At 33.7% G+C, this 24455-nt stretch carries 13 protein-coding genes, 2 tRNA genes and 2 rRNA genes (1 of these 17 only partly in view); 10 read left to right on the top strand and 7 right to left on the bottom strand.

Annotation, left to right across the window (positions count from 1 at the left end; all coding sequences use genetic code 11):
• The 5 genes from FNB79_RS08570 to FNB79_RS08550 all read right to left on the bottom strand — a co-directional run.
• Positions 1-165, bottom strand: a 23S ribosomal RNA gene (locus tag FNB79_RS08570); it reaches 2657 nt to the left of the window's first position.
• A gap of 211 nt (positions 166-376) precedes the next feature.
• Positions 377-450, bottom strand: a tRNA-Ala gene (locus FNB79_RS08565).
• Positions 451-577: 127 nt separating this feature from the next.
• Positions 578-651, bottom strand: a tRNA-Ile gene (locus FNB79_RS08560).
• A gap of 95 nt (positions 652-746) precedes the next feature.
• A 16S ribosomal RNA gene (locus FNB79_RS08555) occupies positions 747-2266 on the bottom strand.
• Together the 16S and 23S rRNA genes with 2 tRNA genes alongside form the textbook arrangement of a ribosomal RNA operon.
• A 770-nt stretch (positions 2267-3036) precedes the next feature.
• Positions 3037-3927, bottom strand: a complete 891-nt coding sequence (locus FNB79_RS08550; RefSeq protein ID WP_246073352.1) for a hypothetical protein — start codon at positions 3925-3927, stop codon at positions 3037-3039.
• A 418-nt stretch (positions 3928-4345) separates the two neighbouring features.
• Between FNB79_RS08550 and thrS the strand changes: the two genes are divergently transcribed.
• From thrS to rplT, 4 genes are all read left to right on the top strand, one after another.
• A complete protein-coding gene (gene thrS, locus FNB79_RS08545) occupies positions 4346-6280 on the top strand; it encodes a threonine--tRNA ligase (protein ID WP_143380917.1) in 1935 nt (644 codons plus the stop codon).
• A 32-nt stretch (positions 6281-6312) separates the two neighbouring features.
• Positions 6313-6861 carry a translation initiation factor IF-3 gene (infC, locus tag FNB79_RS08540; protein WP_143380916.1) on the top strand — a complete coding sequence of 183 codons (549 nt, stop codon included), beginning with the start codon at positions 6313-6315 and terminating at the stop codon, positions 6859-6861.
• A 58-nt stretch (positions 6862-6919) separates the two neighbouring features.
• Entirely contained in the window at positions 6920-7117 is a 198-nt protein-coding gene (gene rpmI, locus FNB79_RS08535; protein ID WP_143380915.1) for a 50S ribosomal protein L35, read from the top strand.
• A gap of 104 nt (positions 7118-7221) precedes the next feature.
• Positions 7222-7566, top strand: coding sequence for a 50S ribosomal protein L20 (gene rplT, locus FNB79_RS08530; protein WP_057781874.1), 345 nt, complete (start codon positions 7222-7224; stop codon positions 7564-7566).
• A 655-nt stretch (positions 7567-8221) separates the two neighbouring features.
• Here the strand turns inward: rplT and dnaK are convergent.
• Entirely contained in the window at positions 8222-10129 is a 1908-nt protein-coding gene (dnaK, locus tag FNB79_RS08525; protein ID WP_143380914.1) for a molecular chaperone DnaK, read from the bottom strand.
• Positions 10130-10363: 234 nt separating this feature from the next.
• On the opposite strand from dnaK, the gene FNB79_RS08520 reads away from it, so the two are divergent.
• From FNB79_RS08520 to FNB79_RS08505, 4 genes are all read left to right on the top strand, one after another.
• Positions 10364-13933: a choice-of-anchor I family protein gene (locus FNB79_RS08520; RefSeq protein ID WP_143380913.1), complete on the top strand. Its 3570-nt coding sequence runs from the start codon at positions 10364-10366 to the stop codon at positions 13931-13933.
• A 154-nt stretch (positions 13934-14087) separates the two neighbouring features.
• Entirely contained in the window at positions 14088-15137 is a 1050-nt protein-coding gene (locus FNB79_RS08515; RefSeq protein WP_143380912.1) for an efflux RND transporter periplasmic adaptor subunit, read from the top strand.
• A 6-nt stretch (positions 15138-15143) separates the two neighbouring features.
• On the top strand, positions 15144-18224 hold the full coding sequence (locus FNB79_RS08510) for an efflux RND transporter permease subunit (protein ID WP_143380911.1): 3081 nt from the start codon (positions 15144-15146) through the stop codon (positions 18222-18224).
• A 4-nt stretch (positions 18225-18228) separates the two neighbouring features.
• Positions 18229-19560 carry a TolC family protein gene (locus FNB79_RS08505; protein WP_185967858.1) on the top strand — a complete coding sequence of 444 codons (1332 nt, stop codon included), beginning with the start codon at positions 18229-18231 and terminating at the stop codon, positions 19558-19560.
• A 126-nt stretch (positions 19561-19686) separates the two neighbouring features.
• On the opposite strand, the gene FNB79_RS08500 is transcribed toward FNB79_RS08505, so the two are convergent.
• Positions 19687-20160, bottom strand: a complete 474-nt coding sequence (locus tag FNB79_RS08500; RefSeq protein ID WP_143380909.1) for a hypothetical protein — start codon at positions 20158-20160, stop codon at positions 19687-19689.
• A 272-nt stretch (positions 20161-20432) separates the two neighbouring features.
• Here FNB79_RS08500 and FNB79_RS08495 point away from each other — a divergent pair, with 272 nt between their 5' ends.
• Both FNB79_RS08495 and FNB79_RS08490 read left to right on the top strand, forming a co-directional pair.
• Entirely contained in the window at positions 20433-21503 is a 1071-nt protein-coding gene (locus FNB79_RS08495; protein ID WP_143380908.1) for a BamA/TamA family outer membrane protein, read from the top strand.
• Positions 21504-21821: 318 nt separating this feature from the next.
• On the top strand, positions 21822-24443 hold the full coding sequence (locus FNB79_RS08490; RefSeq protein WP_143380907.1) for an MGH1-like glycoside hydrolase domain-containing protein: 2622 nt from the start codon (positions 21822-21824) through the stop codon (positions 24441-24443).
• Positions 24444-24455: the final 12 nt, after the last annotated feature.

Here is a 24455-nt window from a genome sequence, read left to right as displayed (position 1 = left end):
TTGCCTCCCTAAGGATACTATATCTTCAATATAGTGGGTTGCCCCATTCGGATATTTGCGGATCACATTGTATGTGCCAATCCCCGCAACTTTTCGCAGCTTATCACGTCCTTCATCGCCTCTGAGAGCCTAGGCATTCCCCATACGCCCTTATTTAGCTTATTGTACTTTTTGCTTTTTTAATGAGTTTGTTTTTAGTTAAAAGCTCGTAAACTTTAACTAAAAACGAATTATTATTGTTTAAAATTTAACCTATATAGTATGTGCAATACTACATAAGCTAATATCTTAATGTATTTTTATGTATCTTTTTCAATATGTCAATGAACGTGTGGCTGTTCTTACTAATTAAATTAGCTTGAATCTTATGCCGTTGTGGAGAATATCGGAGTCGAACCGATGACCTCCTGCGTGCAAGGCAGGCGCTCTAGCCAGCTGAGCTAATCCCCCAAATTTAGTTTTGAGTTCTTAGTTGTTTGTTTTTAGTCCCTAGATCCTCATTGTATCTAACAACGATTAACAATGAACTAACAACTAATACCCAACTTCTAAAATTTCCTTTTCTCATTATATTTAGTAGTCTCAGGCAGACTCGAACTGCCGACCTCTACATTATCAGTGTAGCGCTCTAACCAGCTGAGCTATGAGACTCTAACTATAATAAGTATTTCTTTAAATTAACAGCTAAGAATAAATCATTCCTTTTGCAAAACCTTTACTATCTTCCAATAGTCGTCTTTCTCTAGAAAGGAGGTGTTCCAGCCGCACCTTCCGGTACGGCTACCTTGTTACGACTTAGCCCTAGTTATCGACTTTACCCTAGGCCGCTCCTTGCGGTGACGGACTTCAGGCACTTCCAACTTCCATGGCTTGACGGGCGGTGTGTACAAGGCCCGGGAACGTATTCACCGCATCATGGCTGATATGCGATTACTAGCGATTCCAGCTTCACGGAGTCGAGTTGCAGACTCCGATCCGAACTGTGATAGGGTTTATAGATTCGCTCCACCTCGCGGTGTGGCTGCTCTCTGTCCCTACCATTGTAGCACGTGTGTAGCCCAGGACGTAAGGGCCGTGATGATTTGACGTCATCCCCACCTTCCTCACAGTTTGCACTGGCAGTCTTGTTAGAGTTCCCGACATCACTCGCTGGCAACTAACAACAGGGGTTGCGCTCGTTATAGGACTTAACCTGACACCTCACGGCACGAGCTGACGACAACCATGCAGCACCTTGTAAATTGTCCGAAGAAAAAACTATCTCTAGTCCTGTCAATCTACATTTAAGCCCTGGTAAGGTTCCTCGCGTATCATCGAATTAAACCACATGCTCCACCGCTTGTGCGGGCCCCCGTCAATTCCTTTGAGTTTCATTCTTGCGAACGTACTCCCCAGGTGGGTTACTTATCACTTTCGCTTAGCCACTCAGTCTTGCGACCGAACAGCTAGTAACCATCGTTTACGGCGTGGACTACCAGGGTATCTAATCCTGTTCGCTACCCACGCTTTCGTCCATCAGTGTCAGTATATTATTAGTAATCTGCCTTCGCAATTGGTATTCTATGTAATATCTATGCATTTCACCGCTACACTACATATTCTAACTACTTCATAATAACTCAAGATAACCAGTATCAAAGGCAATTTTACAGTTGAGCTGCAAGATTTCACCTCTGACTTAATCATCCACCTACGGACCCTTTAAACCCAATGATTCCGGATAACGCTTGGATCCTCCGTATTACCGCGGCTGCTGGCACGGAGTTAGCCGATCCTTATTCTTACAGTACCGTCAAGCTGCTACACGTAGCAGTGTTTCTTCCTGTATAAAAGCAGTTTACAACCCATAGGGCAGTCTTCCTGCACGCGGCATGGCTGGATCAGGCTCTCGCCCATTGTCCAATATTCCTCACTGCTGCCTCCCGTAGGAGTCTGGTCCGTGTCTCAGTACCAGTGTGGGGGATCTCCCTCTCAGGACCCCTATCTATCGCGGTCTTGGTAAGCCGTTACCTTACCAACTAACTAATAGAACGCATGCTCATCTTTTACCGATAAATCTTTAATATAATTGTGATGCCACAACCATATACTATGAGGTATTAATCCAAATTTCTCTGGGCTATCCCCCTGTAAAAGGTAGATTGCATACGCGTTACGCACCCGTGCGCCGGTCGTCATCTGTGCAAGCACAATGTTACCCCTCGACTTGCATGTGTTAGGCCTGCCGCTAGCGTTCATCCTGAGCCAGGATCAAACTCTTCATCGTTAAATTTTTAAGTGTTTCCACTATTACGTTTAACAACTAATGGAATTAAATTTTGGTACTCAAAATGGTTTATTCTTTTTTGTGATATTAACCGTTTCCAGTTAATATCTACGCTGTCAATTCAATATGTTAATGAACTTATTTCTCTTTATCTCTCAACGCGTTTCCTTGTTAAGCGGGTGCAAATATAAAACCCTTTTTTTAATCTCACAATGTTTTTTTGAAGTTTTTTTTAAGCCCGTTTCCGAAACTTTTTAAACCCAATAAAAACACACTGTAAAGAACTTTCTTTTCTAAAAACGTTGCCGTTTTTAGCGGCTGCAAACCTACAACCTTTATTTCTAATAACAATGCTTTATTTAATCTTTTTTAAAATAATTTAAATTCGATTGCAATAGCCTGTTAATGAACTTTTTGCTTTACTAAACTACCGTAGTTGCCTCGCTAAGCGGGTGCAAATATACCACCTTTTATTTCTTTTATCCTAACCTTTTTTTAAAGTTTTTTGAAATAATTTGTAAACACATTATTACCAATAGGTTATATTTATGTTTGGTTTGTAACCTAGATAATTATACATAAACTAAACATTAAAATGTGCATTTATTTCTCCAACCGCTACACAAAGACTAGTACAAAATTCGGAATGTTAGAGATTGCCATTTATAAAAAATGACATACATTATATATACGTACATATATAATGTATAAAGCGTAACATGATTCAATAATCAACTCATAAGAACTACTCCTATTACCTGATTAAATTTTTAAAATAATTCAATATCTAATTGTAATACTGTTTTCTCTGTTTCTGGATTCCACATTGCTGTAACAGCAACAGGAACATTATAATCTACAATATTAAAGACCTTGCCAAAGGTTGTCCCAACATTAACAACGTTTCCCTTCCCTTGCGTATAAAATGTTTTGTCTGTAAAAAAAGACCAAGCTCCCCCTACAAATAATGTTAAGTTAGAGCTTTCATTTCTCCAAACCACACTATTAACCTCAAAATATTGCGTCCAAGAGTTTTTTAAATCTCCATTAGATTGCACCTCATAATCTCCAGACCCTCCACCAATTATAGTTGCTAGATACAACAAGGTATTAGGTGTTATATTATATCCAAAATTTACATCGACAAAGTTATAACCTTGAGTTTTATCGTAACTCCAATAATGCAACTGATCACCACGCTCTTCTACTCCTGTGTAATTATTATGAGATACAGCTTCAACAAAAAACCTATCAGTTAAACGATATTTAGTATAAATTGAAAACTCTTTATAATATGCACCTACAGTTTGCCCTGTAGTTTCATTATACACATCTGTAGTTGAAAAACTAGCACCACCCCAAAACCCGAAAGTAAATTTTTTATTTCTAGAATTATATTCAAGATCTGTAGCTATTACAGCCCCTGGGTGCACAACTGAACCATGCCACAAATGCATGTTTTTTAAATGCACCCCTAAACTAAAAGGGTTATAGTCCGATGAAAGGTTTGCTTCTTGAGCTAATAAAAAATTACTACAGAATATTATGAATAACAGTAGAAAGCTACCTCTTCTAATTTTTGTCAAATAAGTTTCAACTTGTGTTTCAATTTCAATTTTACGACAAACACATTTGTTTGCTTGTTTCTTTTTAGTTTCCATGGTTTAAAATAAAATAGTTTGTTTGTTAATAAACGTGTTATTTACGTTTATTGTTTCAAATATATTCTAAAGAATTTAAAAAAGTAAATTTTTCTTCACAAAATGATGAATAACAAGGATCAGTAGAATTAAAACACAAGCTAAAAGATACAGCAAGTGTCTTATTTAATGTAAATATCACGTTTAAACAGACTTTCATAAATTCAATAGTAAATATGGATATGATAGAAAAATTGAATTAGGATATTATAAATTGATTTAACCGAAAAAAAATTATAATTCATCTTAAATATTAACAGAATTCAAGTATTTACTAATATTAAAAAACGAAACTAAAAACACGCTCTAATTTTACACATATAAATTGTAACTCTACCTTTATACTCTTATCTTTGTAAATTCAATTTTAATATACAATATGATACAGATTACATTACCAGATGGTAGTATTAAGGCGTTTGAACAAAACGTTACACCAATGGATGTCGCTAAAAGCATTAGCGAAGGGTTAGCTAGAAACGTTATTTCTGCAAGTTTTAATGGTACAACTATTGAAACCGTTACACCTTTAACCACCGATGGATCTCTAGTATTATATACCTGGAACAATGATGAAGGTAAAAAAGCATTTTGGCATTCTTCTGCTCACGTTCTTGCACAAGCTATTGAAGAATTATATCCTGAAGCTAAACTCACTATTGGTCCGGCAATTGAAAACGGATTTTATTACGATGTAGATTTTGGAAAGCACACCATATCTGATAAAGATTTCAAAACTATTGAAAACAAGATGTTAGAAATTGCTCGTGGTAAACACACCTTTAATATGAGAGCAATATCTAAAGCCGAAGCTTTAGACGTATATAAAAATAATGAATATAAAACAGAATTAATTGAAAACCTTGAAGATGGTACAATTACATTCTGTGACCATTCAACCTTTACAGATTTATGCCGTGGTGGTCACATTCCTAACACTGGAATAATAAAAGCCGTAAAAGTATTATCTGTAGCTGGAGCATACTGGAGAGGAGACGAAAACAAACCACAATTAACTCGAGTATATGGAATCTCATTCCCTAAACAAAAAGAGTTGACAGAATACCTTCAGTTATTAGAAGAAGCAAAAAAACGTGACCATAGAAAACTTGGTAAAGAATTAGAACTATTTACTTTCTCTGCTAAAGTCGGACAAGGTTTACCATTATGGTTACCAAAAGGGGCTGCTCTAAGAGAACGTTTAGAGAACTTTTTAAAGAAGGCTCAGAAGAAAGCCGGTTATGAGATGGTTGTAACACCACATATTGGACAAAAGGAACTTTACGTAACTTCTGGACATTATGCTAAATATGGAGAAGATAGCTTTCAACCTATACACACCCCTAAAGAAGGTGAAGAGTTTTTATTAAAACCTATGAACTGTCCGCATCACTGCGAAATTTATAACAGTACACAATGGTCTTATAAAGACTTACCAAAACGTTTTGCAGAATTTGGAACAGTATATCGTTACGAACAGAGTGGAGAACTTCATGGGTTAACCCGTGTAAGAGGATTTACTCAAGATGATGCACACATCTTTTGTACACCAGACCAATTAGATCAAGAATTTAAAAATGTAATAGATTTAGTACTATATGTATTTGGATCTTTAGGTTTCGAGAATTTTACAGCTCAAGTATCTGTTAGAGATTTAGATAATCCTGATAAATATATAGGTGATGTAAAAAACTGGGAGAAAGCAGAACAAGCCATTATAAGTGCTGCCAAAGACAAAGGTTTAAACTATGTAATAGAAGCTGGAGAAGCTGCTTTCTATGGCCCTAAATTAGACTTTATGGTAAAGGATGCCTTAGGTAGACAATGGCAATTAGGTACCATACAAGTAGATTACAATTTACCTGAACGTTTTGAATTAACATATAAGGGAAGTGATAACGAGACGCACAGACCTATAATGATACACCGTGCTCCTTTTGGAAGTATGGAACGATTTATAGCCATATTATTAGAACATACAGGTGGTAATTTCCCGCTTTGGTTAATGCCAGATCAAGCAATAATATTATCTATTAGCGAGAAATATGAAAAATACGCTGAAAAAGTTTTAAATTTGCTAGAAAATCACGAAATTCGCGCCCTCGTAGATAATAGAAATGAGACTATTGGGAAAAAAATCCGTGAAGCGGAAATGAAAAAAATCCCATACATGATTATTATCGGTGAGAATGAAGAACAAGAAAACAAAATATCTGTACGTCAACACGGTGGAGAAGATTTAGGTAGTATTACCATTGAAGCCTTTGCTAATATTGTTGAAACGGAAACAAATAAGACATTAAAGCAATTTTAATTAAGTTTAACTAAAATTTTATAGCCATAGCAATACGTAGAAAAAAACAAGCCCCGAGAAGGGTTGAAAAAGAAGATCAGCACAGAATTAATTCTAAGATTAGAGTTGAAGAAGTTAGATTAGTAGGTGACAATGTAGAAGTTGGAGTATATCCAATAAGGAAGGCCTTGGCCATTGCTGAAGAGCAAGAACTAGACCTTGTAGAAATTTCACCTAAAGCGGTACCGCCTGTTTGTAAGGTTATGGATTATAAGAAGTTTCTTTACGAACAGAAGAAACGAGATAAAGCCTTAAAATCCAAGGCGACTAAAGTTATAGTTAAAGAAATTCGTTTTGGTCCTCAAACAGACGATCATGATTACGAGTTTAAAAAGAAGCATGCAGAAAAGTTCTTAAAAGAAGGTGCTAAATTAAAAGCATTTGTATTCTTTAAAGGACGTTCTATTGTATTCAAAGAACAAGGTCAGATTTTGTTATTACGTTTAGCACAAGACCTTGAAGAATTTGGTAAAGTAGAACAAATGCCTAAATTGGAAGGTAAACGTATGACAATGTTTATTGCTCCAAAAAAATCAAAGTAAATCCTGACTTTTCAGGTTAAAAATAGTAAGCGAAATAATTTAAAACTAGGAGAACAAGATGCCTAAAATGAAAACAAAATCTAGTGCCAAAAAACGTTTCAAGTTAACAGGTACTGGTAAGATAAAAAGAAAGCACGCTTTTAAGAGTCACATCTTAACAAAGAAGTCTAAAAAGCGTAAGCTTAAGTTAACTCACGATGGTTTAGTACATAAATCAGACGAGGACAATATTAAAACATTATTACGTTTAAAGTAATATTTGTTTTAATTGGTTAAAACAATTTAATAACCCTGGAGTTAGGCCAAATTATAAAAAGAGTTAGTTTTAACTGACCGCCTACTACAAAACACATTTAAGAAATGCCAAGATCAGTAAACTCAGTAGCAAAAAGAGCCAGAAGAAAAAAGGTTCTTAAGCAAGCAAAAGGTTACTTCGGACGTCGTAAAAACGTTTGGACAGTAGCAAAAAACGCGGTTGATAAAGCCATGCTTTATTCATATAGAGACCGTAGAAATAAAAAGAGAACATTCCGTGCACTATGGATCACGCGTATTAACGCAGGAGCTAGACAATACGGACTATCTTATTCTCAATTCATGGGTAAATTAAAAGCTAATCAAATCGAATTAAACCGTAAGGTTTTAGCTGATTTAGCAATGAACAACCCTGAAGCTTTTAAAGCAATAGTAGATAAAGTAAAATAAGGCGTTAGCCTAATTGTATAACATTTCGCTTATAAAATGAAACCGATTCTGAAAAGAATCGGTTTTTTTATGTCTTAATTATTACTCTTAGAAATAAGTAAGCACATAGATTTAGATGCAATCATCTTGTTCACTTTGTGAAGTATAATTCTATATTGTTATGTTTTTGAATACTATAGAATTTCAATATGCTCTATGTTCTCTACTCTGCTCGAACACCTTATGCAAAACATATAATATCTACAACCTCACCCATAATCTAAACCGGAAAGTTAAAAATTAAAATCTAATCAAGCTCCAAATGGCATTCGAATGGAGTAAGAATCAACTTTGATAATCTCCAAAACAACAAATACTTTTCTGTTTTATATTATAACGCTAACTTCACGACTAATATTAGAACAAGATTCACCGCTTGGATATGTTCTCGACTACGCTAATACACCCTAAACTAACTTGGGATTTTCTTGACTTACAAAATAATTTAAAAGATAAGGTAAAAGACTAAAACTATAATAACCTTAGAATCGTATTCGAGTGGAGTTAAGAATCACTTATAATAAACGATTACGTTTAATAATTTGAATAACTATTCAAACAAAAAAAGCAACCCGTTAAGGTTGCTTTTAATATAATAATATAAAGTGGTTTTAAACTACTTTACTTCTTCGAAGTCTACGTCTTCAACATCACTACTACCGTCGTTAGACTGTCCTTCGCTACCTGCATCAGGTCCTGGTTGTGCACCACCTTGAGCTTCTGCTTGCGCTTTGTACATTTCTTCACTAGCTACTTTCCAAGCTTCATTAATTTTTTCTAAAGCTGGATCGATCACTGCGATGTCTTTACTTTCGAAAGCTGTTTTAAGCTCTGCTAAAGCTTCTTCAATTGGTTGTTTTTTATCTGCTGATAATTTATCACCAAATTCTGCAAGTTGACTTTCTGTTTGGAAAATCATAGCATCTGCAGCGTTTAATTTATCTGCAGTTTCTTTTGCAACTTTATCTGCTTCTGCGTTAGCTTCAGCATCTGCTTTCATTTTTTGAATTTCTTCTTCTGTTAATCCTGAAGAGGCTTCAATACGGATATCTTGTGTTTTATTTGTAGCCTTATCTGTAGCCGATACTTTTATAATACCATTAGCATCAATATCAAAAGTAACTTCAATTTGTGGTGTTCCTCTTTTTGCTGGTGGAATACCATCTAAGTGAAAACGTCCTATTGTTTTGTTATCTCCTGCCATAGCTCGTTCACCTTGTAATACGTGAATTTCTACTGATGGTTGGTTATCTGCTGCTGTAGAGAATACTTGAGATTTCTTAGTAGGAATGGTTGTATTCGCTTCAATAAGCTTAGTCATTACATTACCCATAGTTTCAATACCTAAAGATAAAGGTGTAACGTCTAATAATAATACATCTTTTACATCTCCTGTTAATACACCACCTTGTATTCCTGCACCTAAAGATACAACCTCATCTGGGTTAACACCTTTACTTGGCGCTTTTCCAAAGAATTTTTCTACTGCAGATTGTACAGCTGGTATACGTGTAGAACCACCTACTAATATAACTTCATCAATATCACTAATAGATAAACCTGCTGCTTTTAAAGCTGTTTTACATGGTTCGATAGTACGTTTTACTAAATCGTCTATTAATTGCTCAAATTTAGAACGTGTTAAAGTACGCACTAAGTGTTTTGGTCCGCTAGCTGTAGCAGTTACATAAGGTAAATTGATTTCTGTTTGAGCAGAAGATGATAATTCAATCTTAGCTTTTTCAGCAGCTTCTTTTAAACGTTGTAAAGCCATAGCGTCTTTACGTAAATCAATATCTTCGTCTGCTTTAAACTCGTCTGCTAACCAGTTAATAATTTTTTCGTCTACGTCGTCACCACCTAAGTGTGTATCTCCATCTGTAGATAATACTTCAAATACACCATCTCCTAACTCTAAGATAGATACATCATGCGTACCACCACCAAAGTCAAATACAACTATTTTTTGGTCTGTACCTTTCTTGTCCATACCATATGCTAAAGCTGCTGCAGTTGGTTCGTTAATAATACGACGTACTTTTAAACCTGCAATCTCACCTGCTTCTTTAGTTGCTTGACGCTGACTATCGTTAAAGTAAGCTGGTACAGTAATAACGGCTTCAGAAACAGAAGTTCCTAAATAATCTTCAGCAGTTTTCTTCATTTTTTGAAGAATCATTGCCGATAATTCTTGAGGTGTATATAAACGACCATCAATATCTACTCTTGGTGTATCGTTATCTCCTTTTACTACTTTATAAGGTACACGTTCTGCTTCACTTTGTGATTCAGAATATTTATTTCCCATAAAACGTTTAATAGAATAAACTGTTTTAGTAGGGTTTGTAACTGCTTGTCTTTTTGCTGGGTCACCAACTTTAATCTCACCGCCTTCTACAAAAGCAATTACAGATGGAGTTGTACGTTTACCTTCTGCGTTAGGAATTACTACAGGCTCGTTACCTTCCATTACAGACACACAAGAGTTTGTAGTTCCTAAATCGATTCCAATAATTTTACTCATAATTACTATATATTTTAATGTTGTTGAATTTATTTTTATTTCCCTTTGCTTATTTCAATCATTGTGCCAACTCTTTTTATACTGACAAGCTGTCATAAACCTATTTTGTCGCATGCAAGGCTTAATAAACATATAGTTAACATTACTATGCTTAGCTTTAAAGTTTCGTAAAGTTTACTTGATAGTTTCGGTACATGCCATCTCTACTTTTGTATGAACTAAAAAAACTTACAAATGAAAAAACGTTTACTTTTATTAACTCTATTTATTGGAGGCTACTTAAATGCACAAATTAATCCTGGAGACATGGCTTTTATTGGTATGAATGCAGATGGCGACGATGATTTTGCATTAGTGACTTTTGTAGATATCCCTGCAAATACAACCATACATTTTGCAGATAAAGAATGGACTGGTACTGCATTTAATTCTGGTGAAGCAGCTTACTCTTGGTTAACTGGAGATGAAAAAATTATTGCCGGATCTGTTATCTCTTTTAATACTATTAGCGAAATTCCTAGTGTAAATTACGGAACTATAAATGGAGAACCTGGTGGTTTATCGTCTAGTAGTGAAGCTATCTTTGCTTATTTAGGCACAGATGTTAATACACCAACTACATTTATTGCTGCGGTTGCCAACGCTACTGGAGCTTTCGGAGATTTATCGAATACTGGCCTTACAGAAGGTTTAACGGCAATTACATATAGCCCAGATGGTGTAGACATTGCTGTATATAATGGTATGAGAACTGGATTAGACCAAAACGGATATTTATTGGCCTTGAATGATATGAGCAATTATGATATACAAGACACCGATGAAGATGACCATAATGATGGTATTGCACCAGAGTCTACTTTTAGTACTACGCCGTTTACAATTTCTTCTGAAGATCTAACTGCACCTTCTGTAGTTTCCATAAAAACGACTACCAATACAACTACAGAGGTTGTGTTTTCTGAAAATATTACTCAAGTATCAGCAGAAACGATATCAAATTATAGCTTTACTCCTGCTTTAACCATCTCTAATATTAGTTACAATGCAACATCTCATACAGCAACATTAACTCATGATGGTTTTATTGAAGGTACTGGATATATGTTAACCGTAACTAATATTAAAGACTTAGCAGAGAACATGCAACCTTCAAGTTTTACAAGTGATTATTTATTTTATAATACTATCACCTCAGGTCTTATAATTACAGAAATAATGTATAACGCACCTTCTGATAATTCTGATGCTCTAGAATTTTTAGAAATATATAATACAACTACTGAAACAATAAGTTTAGGAGGCCTTCAAGTTAAAGATGAAAGTAACTTTGTTTTTATCTTCCCAGAAATGAATTTAGAAGCCAACGCTATGGTATTATTAGCGACAGATAAAACAACAGCAGATGCTTTTTATGGCGTAAACTTTTTAGATATGCCACAAGGAATTTCAAACGCTTTAGGTAATGGTGGTGAAGTATTACAAATTTTAAATACTCAGGACGAAACTATTTTCGCTATGGAATATAGTGACGATGAGCCTTGGCCTACAGCCGCAGATGGCGATGGTCCCTCTTTAGAACTTATAAATCCTGAAATAAATTTTAATGAGGGTACAAATTGGGCTGCCTCCACAAACCTAATCGGAGAATCCTTAGGTGAAAAAGTATATGCATCTCCAGGAACATTCAATACTGTTTCAGAGGTAGTACCTCAGCTTACTTTTACAAAATCTATATATAATATATCTGAGGATGCCGCTGAAGTTAATATTCAATTAGATCTTTCTGCTGCATCTAATTCAGAAATTACGGCCGATATTAACTTAGTAAGTGAATTAATTACTGCAACACCTGGTACAGATTTTACGTTTTCAACACAAACTATAACCATACCTGCAAATACAACAGTATATACGTTAAACATTCCACTTACAGATGATTCTCAAATTGAAACAGATGAGTTATTTATTTTACAACTCTCTAATATTAATAATGCCACACTAGGTAATTTTGGCACAGCAGGTATTTATATTATAGATAACGACCAAGATGTTATTTCGGCAACAGATCCATTAAATATTAATTTTAAAACAAGCTATACCGTAGATACCGCTGGATCTGCAGAAATTAGTGCTTACGATGCGACTACTCAACGTTTATTTGTCCTAAACTCTGTTGGAAAAACTATAGAAATTTTAAATTTTTCTAATCCAGAAAACCTTTCTACAATTAAAACTATTGATTTATCTACTTACGGAACCGAAGGTCCAACAAGTGTAGCTGTTTATAATGGTTTAGTGGCTGCATCGGTATCTAACGGACCTGAAGCGAATGGTGTTGTATTATTAATGGATACTAATGGAGAAAATATTACTCAAGTTACTGTCGGCAATTTACCTGACAACGTTAGTTTTTCTCCAGACGGAACAAAACTTTTAACCGCTAACGAAGGACAACCTAACTCAGATTATAGTATCGATCCAGAAGGGAGCATTTCTATTATAACTGCAACTGCTGGCTTAGGCAATATCACCCAAAACGATGTGCAAACTATTAACTTTAACGCCTTCGATGCCCAGTTAAGTGAATTACAAGCTAATGGCGTTAGAATCACTGGACCTGGTGCGACTGTTTCTCAAGATCTAGAACCAGAATATATTACGTTTTCAGACAATTCTAAAAAAGCTTGGGTAAGTTTACAAGAAAATAATGCTTTAGCGATTATAGACCTAGATACAAATACCATAACAGACATCCTTCCTTTAGGTTTAAAAGATTTTAGTATTACAGAAAATACTTTTGATGCTTCAGATGATACAGATTTTATTTTCATGGCAAATTGGCCTGTAAAAGGAATGTATATGCCAGATGCTATTTCATATTTTGAACTAAATGGTATTGGTTATGTTGTTACTGCTAACGAAGGTGATGCCAGAGAATATGATGCTTTTGAAGAAGAAGTAAAAGTTGGAGACAACGATTATATTTTAGATCCAATTGCATTTCCAAATGCAGGTTTATTAAAATTAGATGAAAATATTGGGCGCTTAGCTGTTACTAATGCCAGTGGAGACACAGATAATGATGGTGATTTTGATGAAATTCACATGTTTGGATCCCGTTCTTTTAGTATTAGAAATGCCACTACAGGGGCTTTAGTTTATGATAGCGCAGATGATTTTGAACGCATAACAGCCTCAGATCCTACTTACGCAGAATTATTTAACACCAGTAACAGCAACAATAATTTTAAAAATAGAAGTGATAATAAAGGGCCAGAACCAGAAGGTATCACGGTTGCAAATATTGCAGGTAAATTTTATGCCTTTATAACTCTTGAACGTGTTGGCGGCTTCATGACTTACGATATTACAGATCCTACTAACCCTACTTTTATTAAATATATTAACAACCGTACTTTAGGCGATAATGAAGGAGGCGATTTAGGTCCAGAAGGGATTATATATATTGCTCCAGAAGACAACACTTTAAATACCGGATTAATCGTTTTATCTAACGAAGTAAGTTCTACAATTAGTGTATATTCTTTAGAAAACATCACGACATTAGGTGTTAATGAAGCCACAGAAGAATCTCATACATTTAAAGTTTATCCAAACCCAGTACAATCAAACAACATAATCTATTTTAACACCCAAGTCAATGTAAGTTTATACGATTTACAAGGAAGATTAGTAATTTCTAAAGAAAACGTAAATACCCTTAACATTCCTGCTGTTACAAGTGGTACATATATATTAAAAACCGACAAGGGATCTGTAAAAAAGATTATAATAAAGTAATAGATTTACATTTAAACTACATAAATCACAAAAAACCTCTTCATCTCGAAGAGGTTTTTTAATTCTTACCGTTTTATGCATACTACATAAAGAGTCCTTATGTTATTTGTGTATAAAATCGTACTTTTAAGGGTCTTTTTAATATCATATATATATGCGATTAAACCCATACCACTCCGTATTATCAATATTTATCTTCACAACTTTTATTATACTGACAAGTTGTAAGTCTAAAGAAGAAGAAAATAAACCATCTAAGGAAACTCCAATATCTGTTGAAGTTTTAAAAATTGAAAAAGAAACCATTACAAACACCATCTCTTTAAGCGGAAATGTTGAAGCCAACACTACAATAAGATTAGGTTTTATGGTTGCAGGAAAAATTCAGTATATAGCCATAAACGAAGGAGAATCTATAAAAAAAGGAGCGTTATTAGCAAGTTTAGACGATTCAGATTATCAAATAGGTCTTAAGGCTGCCAACGGAAAACTATTAGAAGTACAAGACAAATACAATCGTTTAAAAATTATGCATGAACGCAACAGTTTAAGCGATGCCGATTTTATTAAAATTAAAGCTGGTTTAGAACAAGCTGAAGCCAATAAAGAACTACAGGCTAAGAATATTTATCATACCAAAATTTATGCACCTATTTCTGGAGTACTATTAAAAAAAGGTGTTTCTGAAGGCGAAGTTATAGATAAAGGCATGCCTATATTTGGTTTAGGAGACATCGATACAGTTAAAATTAATGCAGCTGTTCCTGGAGATGAAATTAATTCAATAAAACTAAATCAAGACGCAACTGTTAACATTTATGCACTAGACACTATATATAAAGGTAAAGTCATTGAAGTTGGTTTAGCTGCTGAAGCCAAAACAAGAACGTATAATGCTAAAATTGAAATTGATAATCCAAATCATAAAATTCTTCCGGGTATGATTGCCCAAATTGATATTAATTCTAATAAAAAGGAACATAAAATTTTAGTTCCTGGTCATGCTATTTTAAAAGACACCGACAATAAATCCTACGTATATATAGTTGATGAAAAAACAAATAAGGTCTTTAAACGAGACATTTCTATAGGGAAACTCCATCAAAATAATATAGAAATTACTTCGGGTCTTAATGCCAATGAAATCATTGTAACTTCCGGAATTCAAAATTTAAATAACGGAAGTCTAGTTAACTTTAATTAAGCTTCTATGAATTTAATTAAATCCTCTTTAAAATATAAGCAAATCACCATTGCTGTTTTAATCCTCATTTTTATTGTTGGTATTTTTTCTTTACTGACAATGCCTAGACGAGAAGATCCTAAAATTACCGTTAGACAAGGTTTAGTACTCGCCTATTTTCCTGGTGCAAATTCAACACAAATAGAAGATCAAGTAACTAAAACCATTGAAAAAACCTTATTTCAATTCTCTGAAATCAGAAAACGTAAAACATTCTCTACCTCTAGAGATGGCGTAATGATAGTGCAAGTAGAATTAGAAGAATGGGTTACAGACCCTGATGTATTTTGGAACAAACTTACTATTGCCCTTCAACTTACCAAACAAACCGAACTTCCTAGCGGTGTAATTGGTCCCGTAATTAACTCTGATTTTGGAGATACAGAAGCTATAGTTTTAGGAATAACAGCACAAAACGGAGGGTATCTAGAATTAGAAAACTATGCTAAAAAGATTGAAGACAAACTAAGAAATATTAGAGCCGTTTCAAAAATTAAACGCACAGGCGAACAACAACAAGAAATTGTCATTACTTCTAGTTCAGAAAAATTAGCACAATATGGTATTAAATTTAATGATGTTATTAGCATTTTAAAATCTCAAAATAACATATATCCCTCTGGAGATTTAGATACTGATGAAAATAATGTCCCTTTTTACACGACAAGTTATTATGCTACCGAAGATGAAATTGCCGAACAAATTATTGGAACAGCAGATAACGGAGACGTCATTCGAGTTAGCGATGTTGCCGAAATAAAAAGACAATATAAAGACCCAACAACATACACTGGTGTAAACGGAAAACCCGCTATTATCTTATCCATACAAATGCAAGAAGGAAATAATATAGTAGATTTTGGTGATGCCGTACAATTACAAATTGAAGAAGCCCTCTCAGAAATGCCTTCTGATGTTAAAATTGAAAAAATTATAGATCAGCCCTCTATAGTCGACAATAACGTTGGTCATTTTATCAGAGAATTTTTCATAGCTATAGTTGCTGTAATCATTGTTATCTTATTGCTATTACCTTTTAGAATTGCTTTAGTCGCAGCAATGGCAATACCTATGACGGTGGCCATGACATTTGCTACACTCCATGCTTTTGGAATTGAATTACACCAAGTTTCTCTAGCCGCATTAATTGTTGTATTAGGCATGGTTGTAGATGATGCAATAGTTATAGCAGATAATTACGTAGAACTTTTAGACGAAGGAATTCCTCCAGCAACTGCTGCATGGAAAAGTGCAACAGATTTAATTATACCAGTACTTACAGCAACCATAACTATTATTGCCGCATTTTTACCCATGGTAATATTAAGTGGTTCTGTAGGCGAATTTATATTTGCTCTACCTATTACTGTTACCATTGCCTTGGGATCGTCCTTTGTTGTAGCCATGTTATTCACGCCAATTCTATGTAACAAATTTATTAAGAAAGGACTGCATCAAGATCAATCTGAAGACAAAAACAAAAAACCTTCGGTTCTAGATCGTATGCAACTACTCTACAATAAACTACTGGATAAAAGTGTAAAAGTGCCAAAACTTATTTTATTAATTAGCATTATTGTTATAGCATTAGGTGTAGGGATGTATTTTATAATTCCGCAAAAATTCTTTCCTGCGGCAGAACGTAATCAATTTGTGGTAGACCTCTGGATGCCTACAGAAACTAAAATAGATAAAACACACGATGCTATTAAAAATATTGAACGCTCTATTAAAGATGACGAGAGAGTAATCTCTTATGCTACATTTACCGGAAAAAGTGCTCCACGATTTTACTACAACTTCTCTCCTGAAGTACCCACAACAAATTTTGCTCAAGTTTTAATAAATACTACAGATGAACATACAGCAGAATCTTTAGCAGAAGATTTAACTGAAAGCACAAAACATTTAATTCCTAATGGAAAACCTTTAGTGCAACTTATGCAACAAGGCACACCATATCTAGCTCCTGTTGAAGTTAGAGTTTCTGGAGAGGATATTAATACCATAGAGAAAATAGGTGCACAAATTGCTGAAATATTAAAACACACGAAAGGGAGTTTAAACGTTCGTAATAATTTTCATGAAAATTATTACGGTATAGATATTAAATTAAAGCCAGAAGCTAGCAGGTTAGGTTTTACTACAGAGAGTATTGCAAAAACATTATATATAGGGTTCTCTGGCGCACCTATTAGTACAGTATACGAAGGAAGTACACCTGTAAGTTTAGTCTTTAGATTAAATGAAGATAATCGTAAAAATTTCGACAATCTTGCAAACACCTATTTACCATCTCCCGTAACTGGAGCTTCTGTTCCATTAAGGCAAATTGCAACATTAACACCACAATGGCATACAGGTCGAATTATTCGTAGAAATGGTATTAGGACTATGTCGGTTTTAAGTGATGTCCAAAACACATACTTACCAAACGACATCCTAAAATCTGCCATGAAAGACATACAAAATTTAAATCTTCCAAAAGGGTATACTATTAAATATGGAGGAGAATATGAAAATAAAAAAGAAACATTTAATCAGATGATTGTGGCTTTAGGCATTAGCATCGTTTTAATTTTTCTTATTTTATTATTCCAGTTTAAAAACATTAAAGAAACCTTTTTAGTCATGATAACTATACCTCTTAGTTTACTTGGCGCTTTTTTAGGATTACTTATTACTGGAAATGATTTTGGCTTTACAGCCTTTGTTGGTTTAATAAGCCTCTCTGGAGTAGTTGTAAGAAATGCTATAATTTTAATAGATTACACAAACGAACTCATAAAAAATGGAGATTCTATTAAAGAAGCGGCTATTGAGGCGGGGAAAAGAAGACTTCGTCCAATTTTCTTAACTGCCATGGCTGCAGCTATTGGCGTTTTACCTATGATTTTATCTGGCTCTCCAATGTGGAGTCCGTTGGCCAGTGTTTTAGCTGTGGGTGTAATTTGGTCTATGCTAATGGCATTACTATGTATCCCTGTGTTATACATTAGTTTTATAAAACCAAAAGATTTACCACATCTTATTAATAATGCATCTTAATATTATGGTTAATAAATTAATATCTCAATTTAGTTTACTGTGTGTTTTACTGTGTATTCCAATAGTAATAACAGCCCAAACTTCTGAAACATTATCTTTAGACAAGGCCAAATCATTAGCTTTATCTCAAAATAAATTACTAGAAATTCAGCAAGAAAAAGTAAATGAATTAGAATTTAAAAAAGATGAAACGGGAGCAAATAGTTTACCTATGCTTTATCTCACAGGAAACTATGCTCATGCTTTTAACAGCGATAATATTATAATTCCACAAGGAGCCTTAGGTACTATTGGTGAATATTATATACCCGGAGAAAGTTTAACCATCTATGAAGGTAAACAAGATATGTTTACTGGCGGACTACTCGCCTACCAGCCCTTAACACAATTATTACGTGTTAATAATGGAGTTAAAGCTATAGAAGCTCAAGTAGAAGCAGAACGTTTTAAATTAAAAGCTGCACAAGCTAAAATTGAAAACAATATTGAAAAACTTTTCTACGCAATAAAAATTCAAGAAAAAAAACTAGAAGCTGCTCAAACCAATATAAATTGGGTCAAAGCAAAACTATACGATTTAGAAAGTGCTGTAATAGCCAAAGAAACACAAGAAGTAAACAGTATTGGCTTAAAAGCAGACCTTGCCGATAAGAAACATAAATACTTATTAGAAGAAATTGCCTTAGAAAACTACTTAGCAGATTTAAAAACCACGCTCATGTTACCAGATAGTATAAATATAACATTAGCAGAGCAACCTATAGAGATTTACACTTTAAATTCTAAAAATTATTATCTAAATCAGGCAAACAATAACAACGAATTACTAGGAGCAAAAAAACAAATTGAAGCGGCAGACTATGGTACTAAAGCATCTAAAAATGCATATTTACCTGATTTAGGGATTACAGGAGCTGTAACCTATCAAAACCTGATATCTGAACTTCCAAACACAAATTATTTTTTAGGTGTAAACTTAACATGGAACGTTCTAGGCTTTGTAAAACATCGTGCGCAATTAGGTGAGAGTATCTCAAAATTAAATCAGGCTGAAGCGTACGCAGAACATACTGAAACAACATTAAAAGCCGATATTGAAAAAGGATACCGCAATGCCATACAAGCTAAAAAACTAATGGAAGTCGCACTAGAAGCTTATAACTTTAGATTAGAAGAATACAGGATTAAAACTGATGGTTTAGAGACTGGATTACTAACACAAAAAGATGTTTTAGAAACTAAGTATGCTTTAGATAAAGCTGAACAAGATGCATACGCATCGCGTTTAAATTTTAATATGGCGGTGTTAGATTTAAATACATTAATAGGAAAATAAAGTAATCTAAGACTACGTTTAAATCTCACTTTATTATTTCAAAAAATTTATTCTAGTAAATCACATACATTATATTAAACAAAACCACCTAAAAACTAGACAAGTAACAAGGTAAACAATAGCTTATTAAACTTTATAAAAACCAAAGTTCTTTTTAAAATTTGGTGTTAAAGGTCTGACTATATACTTCAAAAATTTATTGTATAAATTAATGATATTTTGCTTGTAAGATATTTTTTGCTTTGTCATTAGTTTAATGGCATGCTCGGACGACATAAAATGATTTTCACCATTCGCCATACTATATAAAGCACCTGAAAAAGGGATAGCTTGTGACTTAATATTACCTGGCAGCTCCATTAATTCATGATAATAATATAGCCAAGGATCGTTCACTATTAATTTTAAAAACAAATCTGTCCTAACAATCAAACATGATCCACATAAATTATTAAACGTTTTTTTATTTAAAAATAGATAATTAGTTCCTTCCTTATAATAATACCCTTTATTAATATACCAACCCGGAGCATTTGTTTTTTGTTTATTAACAAAGGAAGCAATCTTATTACTTATTAAATCGTCTGCATCTACAACCATAATATAATTCGGATTATAAGATTTAGACTTCTCAAAAAATATATTTTTAAACTTAAATTTTGTAATAACAATTACTACCAAGAACTTAACCACATCACATAACTCATTAACTAACAAATTATTAAATCCAATTTCACGCAACTCTGTTTTACCTATTACATATCATGTTATTTTAATTAAAAGCAAACTTCTTAGCCATAAAAATCGAAATTAAACTATTATCTTTAAGAAAATTCATACTATCTTCATTGCTTTAATTTAGGACAAAACACATGAAAAAAATTGTATTTCTAATTTTTATTTCGCTGTGCATCACTCATGTTAATGCACAAAACAATAACACCATTAAACAATCAGATACAATTGCTCCTAAAGCATTTGAATTTACAGTAATGCCTTATTTAAGTTATAATAGAAACTTAGAATTTATGTTTGGTGCTATACCTATGACAATGTATAAACTAGATCAAACAGATACTATTTCTAATAAATCAATATCTGGAATTTCTGCAGTATACACTACAAATGGATCCTATTCTTTAGCACTCTTCAATAAATGGTTCTATAAAGAAGATTCATGGCGTGGTAAATTGTTTTTCATGACAGGCGATAAAAATTCTCAATTTTATATTACAGATAATGAGCTACCTGGTTTTTACGATTATGGAACAAGCATTACCGTAGTTAGCGCAGGTATACAAAAAAAAATTATTAATAATTTATACGGAGGGCTAACCTATACTTTTGCACATTACGAAACCGAATATGAAGAAGATGTACAGCCTGAAGATGTTACACAAACCAATGCAATAGAAATTAACAGTTTGTATGATACCCGTAACAATGTATACTATCCAACTAACGGGACTAAAACTTTATTACGCTATTTATCTTATCCAACTTGGTTTGGAAATGAAGTTAAAGCAAATAAAATTTTATATGAGTATAATACTTATTTTTCAATGAAAAACGGAAGAGATGTTATTGCGGCTCGTTTTGCAGGTCAATTTGGTTTGGGAGACATCGCCTTTCAGCAACAAGTAACCATAGGCAATAAAGATATTCGAGGGTATTCTGAAGGTAAATATAGAGGTGATGGAAAAATGGCTTTACAAGGCGAATACCGCTATAACTTTGGTAATAAAATGGGGCTTGTAGGTTTTGCAGGGATTGCAACTATGTACGGGTCAGATACAGAGAGTTTTAATTGGAGAGCCTATCCAGGAGTTGGTGTAGGCTATAGATATAAAGCTTTTAAAACTGTAAAATTTAATATTGGTATAGATGCTGCAGTTGGTAAAGACGATTGGGGAGTTTATTTTAGAATAGGCGAATCATTTTAATTATTTTTCTATCGCACAAACAATTTTCCTCCATAAGAATCTCTCTGTAAACCTCAAAAAAACATAATATTTTAAGACCTCTAAATTAGACTTTATTATTTTTTTATACAATAACTAATAGTTTAACAATTAAAAATACACGTTTTTAAGAAAAACAAAACTTTATCATATACTTAGTGCTAAATAAACAATACTTAAAATCTGTATTATCTTTTATTTAAATAAATCTTATTTTTACTTATTACCAAAGCCGTTTTAAATCAATTATGAGTTTAATTAGGCCTTGAAATTATTAATACCAAAACCTAAAAGTATAATATGAGTAAAAAAACTCAGGAAGCAGAAAGATTAGCTATTTCTGACACTTATAAAAATTGGAAAAAGTGGGGACCTTATTTGGCTGAAAGACAATGGGGAACTGTAAGAGAAGATTATAGTGTAAATGGCCAAGCTTGGGACTTTGTAACTCACGAAAACGCACGAAGTAATGCCTACAGGTGGGGAGAAGAAGGCATTGCAGGATTTTGCGATTCTAGAGAAATTTTATGTATTGCACCTGCTTTTTGGAATGGTAAAGATCCTATTTTAAAAGAACGCTTATTCGGACTTACAAATAATCAAGGAAACCATGGAGAGGATGTAAAAGAACTCTATTTTCATCAAGTCTCTACTCCTACACATTCGTATTGTAAATACCTCTATAAATATCCTCAAAAAGAATTTCCTTATGCCGATTTAGTTAATACCAAACGAAGTCGTGAAGAACCAGAATATGAATTATTAGACACCGATAGCTTTAATAACAATGCGTATTTTGATTGTTTTATAGAATATGCAAAAGCAGACGTAGACGATATCTTAATGAAAGTTACGGTTGTAAATCGGGCGAAAGAAGAAGCCGAAATACATGTACTACCACACCTTTGGTACCGTAACTTTTGGAAACATAATAAAAGATTTACTCGCCCTAACATTTATACAATAAATAATAATTGTGTTGAGACTAAGAGTGGAAGAAACGGCCGTTATTTTCTATACCATGAAGATGGAGAGCAATTATTTTGTGAAAATGAAACCAATAATGAGCGTATCTACAATGTTCCTAATATTGTTGATTATGTTAAAGATGGCATAAATGATTATGTAGTGAATAAAAAACCAACTGTTAACCCTGAAAAAAAAGGGTCTAAAATGGCAGTTTGGCATACATTAAAATTAAAAGCTGGTGAAGAAAAAAGTATAAGAATTCGTATAAGTAAAAAACCAGTGCAAGACCCTTGGACTAATTTTGATACTATATTTGAAGATCGCATTGCAGATTGTGAAGAGTTTTATAGCGATATAATAAAAAAAGATATCCCACAAGCCCACCAACAAATTGCTAAAAAAGCATTTTCTGGACTGTTATGGACCAAACAATTTTACTATTACGATGTTTTTAAATGGTTATTTGGGGGGCCTAAAGAAACACCTCCTCACCGGGCCGATAGTCGTAATTTTAATTGGCAACATCTAACCAACAGACATGTTATTTCTATGCCGGACAAATGGGAATACCCATGGTATGCCGCTTGGGATTTAGCTTTTCACATGGCTTCTTTTGTTGAGGTAGATCCTTATTTTGCTAAAGAACAATTAATCTTAATCCTACAAGAAAATTACATGCACCCTAACGGGCAAATTCCAGCTTATGAGTGGAATTTTAGTGATGTTAATCCGCCTGTACATTCGTGGGCTGTTTGGCATGTTTACGATAAAGACAAAACACAATCTGGTACAGGAGACACTGTGTTTTTAGAAAAAGCATTCCAAAAATTATTGGTTAACTTTACGTGGTGGGTAAATCAAAAAGACTCTAACGGAACAGACCTTTTTGAAGGCGGTTTTCTTGGTTTAGACAACATAGGTGTGTTCGACAGGAATCATATGCCAGAAGGTATTACTAGAATGCAACAAGCAGATGCAACAAGCTGGATGGCCATGTTTACATTAAATTTATTACGCATGTCTGTGGAGCTTTCTAAAACAAATAAAGTGTACGAAGATTTTGCTGCTAAATTTTTCAGACACTTTTTAAATATTGCTTGGGCCATGCATCATATTGGTAAAAACAATATTTCGTTATGGGATAATGATGATAATTTTTATTACGATGTGGTCGAAATGTCTTCTGGATTAACAGACCGCATGAAGGTAAGATCTTTAGTTGGTATTATACCGCTATTTGCAGTAGAAGTTATACATAAAGAACTGTTTGATTCTTTAAAAACATTTAAAGGAAAAGTTGCAGAAATTGTAAGAACCAGACCAGATTTAGCCTCTTTAATATCTCGTATTGAAGAAGCCAATCCAGACGGAAATTATCTCTTTTCACTAATGCGTGGTTTTAGATTAGAACATGTATTGAAACGGATGTTAGACGAAAACGAGTTTCTATCTGAATATGGTATACGCTCTCTCTCTAAATATCACGAAAAACATCCCTTTGTTTTTGAATATCATGGACATCATCAAATTCAATATGAATCTGGAGAAAGTAGATCGAATATGTTTGGAGGAAACTCTAATTGGCGTGGTCCAATCTGGATGCCTCTAAATTATATGATTATCCAATCGTTACGAAAATATTATTCGTTTTATGGCAATAAATATTTATATGAATTTCCTACGGGCTCTGGCAATAAAATGAATTTAAATGAAATTGCTAACGAACTCTCTAAACGCTTAATTAAACTCTTTGAAGTTAACGAAGATGGAAAGTATCAATACCATTCAGACGATGCTAACCATATGTTTTCTACAAATAAAGACTTTAAAGAGCAACACTTATTTTACGAGTTTTTTGATGGCGATAATGGGAAAGGTTTAGGTGCATCCCACCAAACGGGATGGACAGCCTTAATAGCCAATCTTATAATGGAATTAGAAGAAAACAAATAATAAACATTTTTA

The organism is Formosa sediminum (assembly GCF_007197735.1).
GTDB classification, from domain to species: domain Bacteria; phylum Bacteroidota; class Bacteroidia; order Flavobacteriales; family Flavobacteriaceae; genus Formosa; species Formosa sediminum.
Note: the sequence above shows the minus strand (reverse complement) of the source record. Positions and strands in the feature narration are given on the sequence as shown.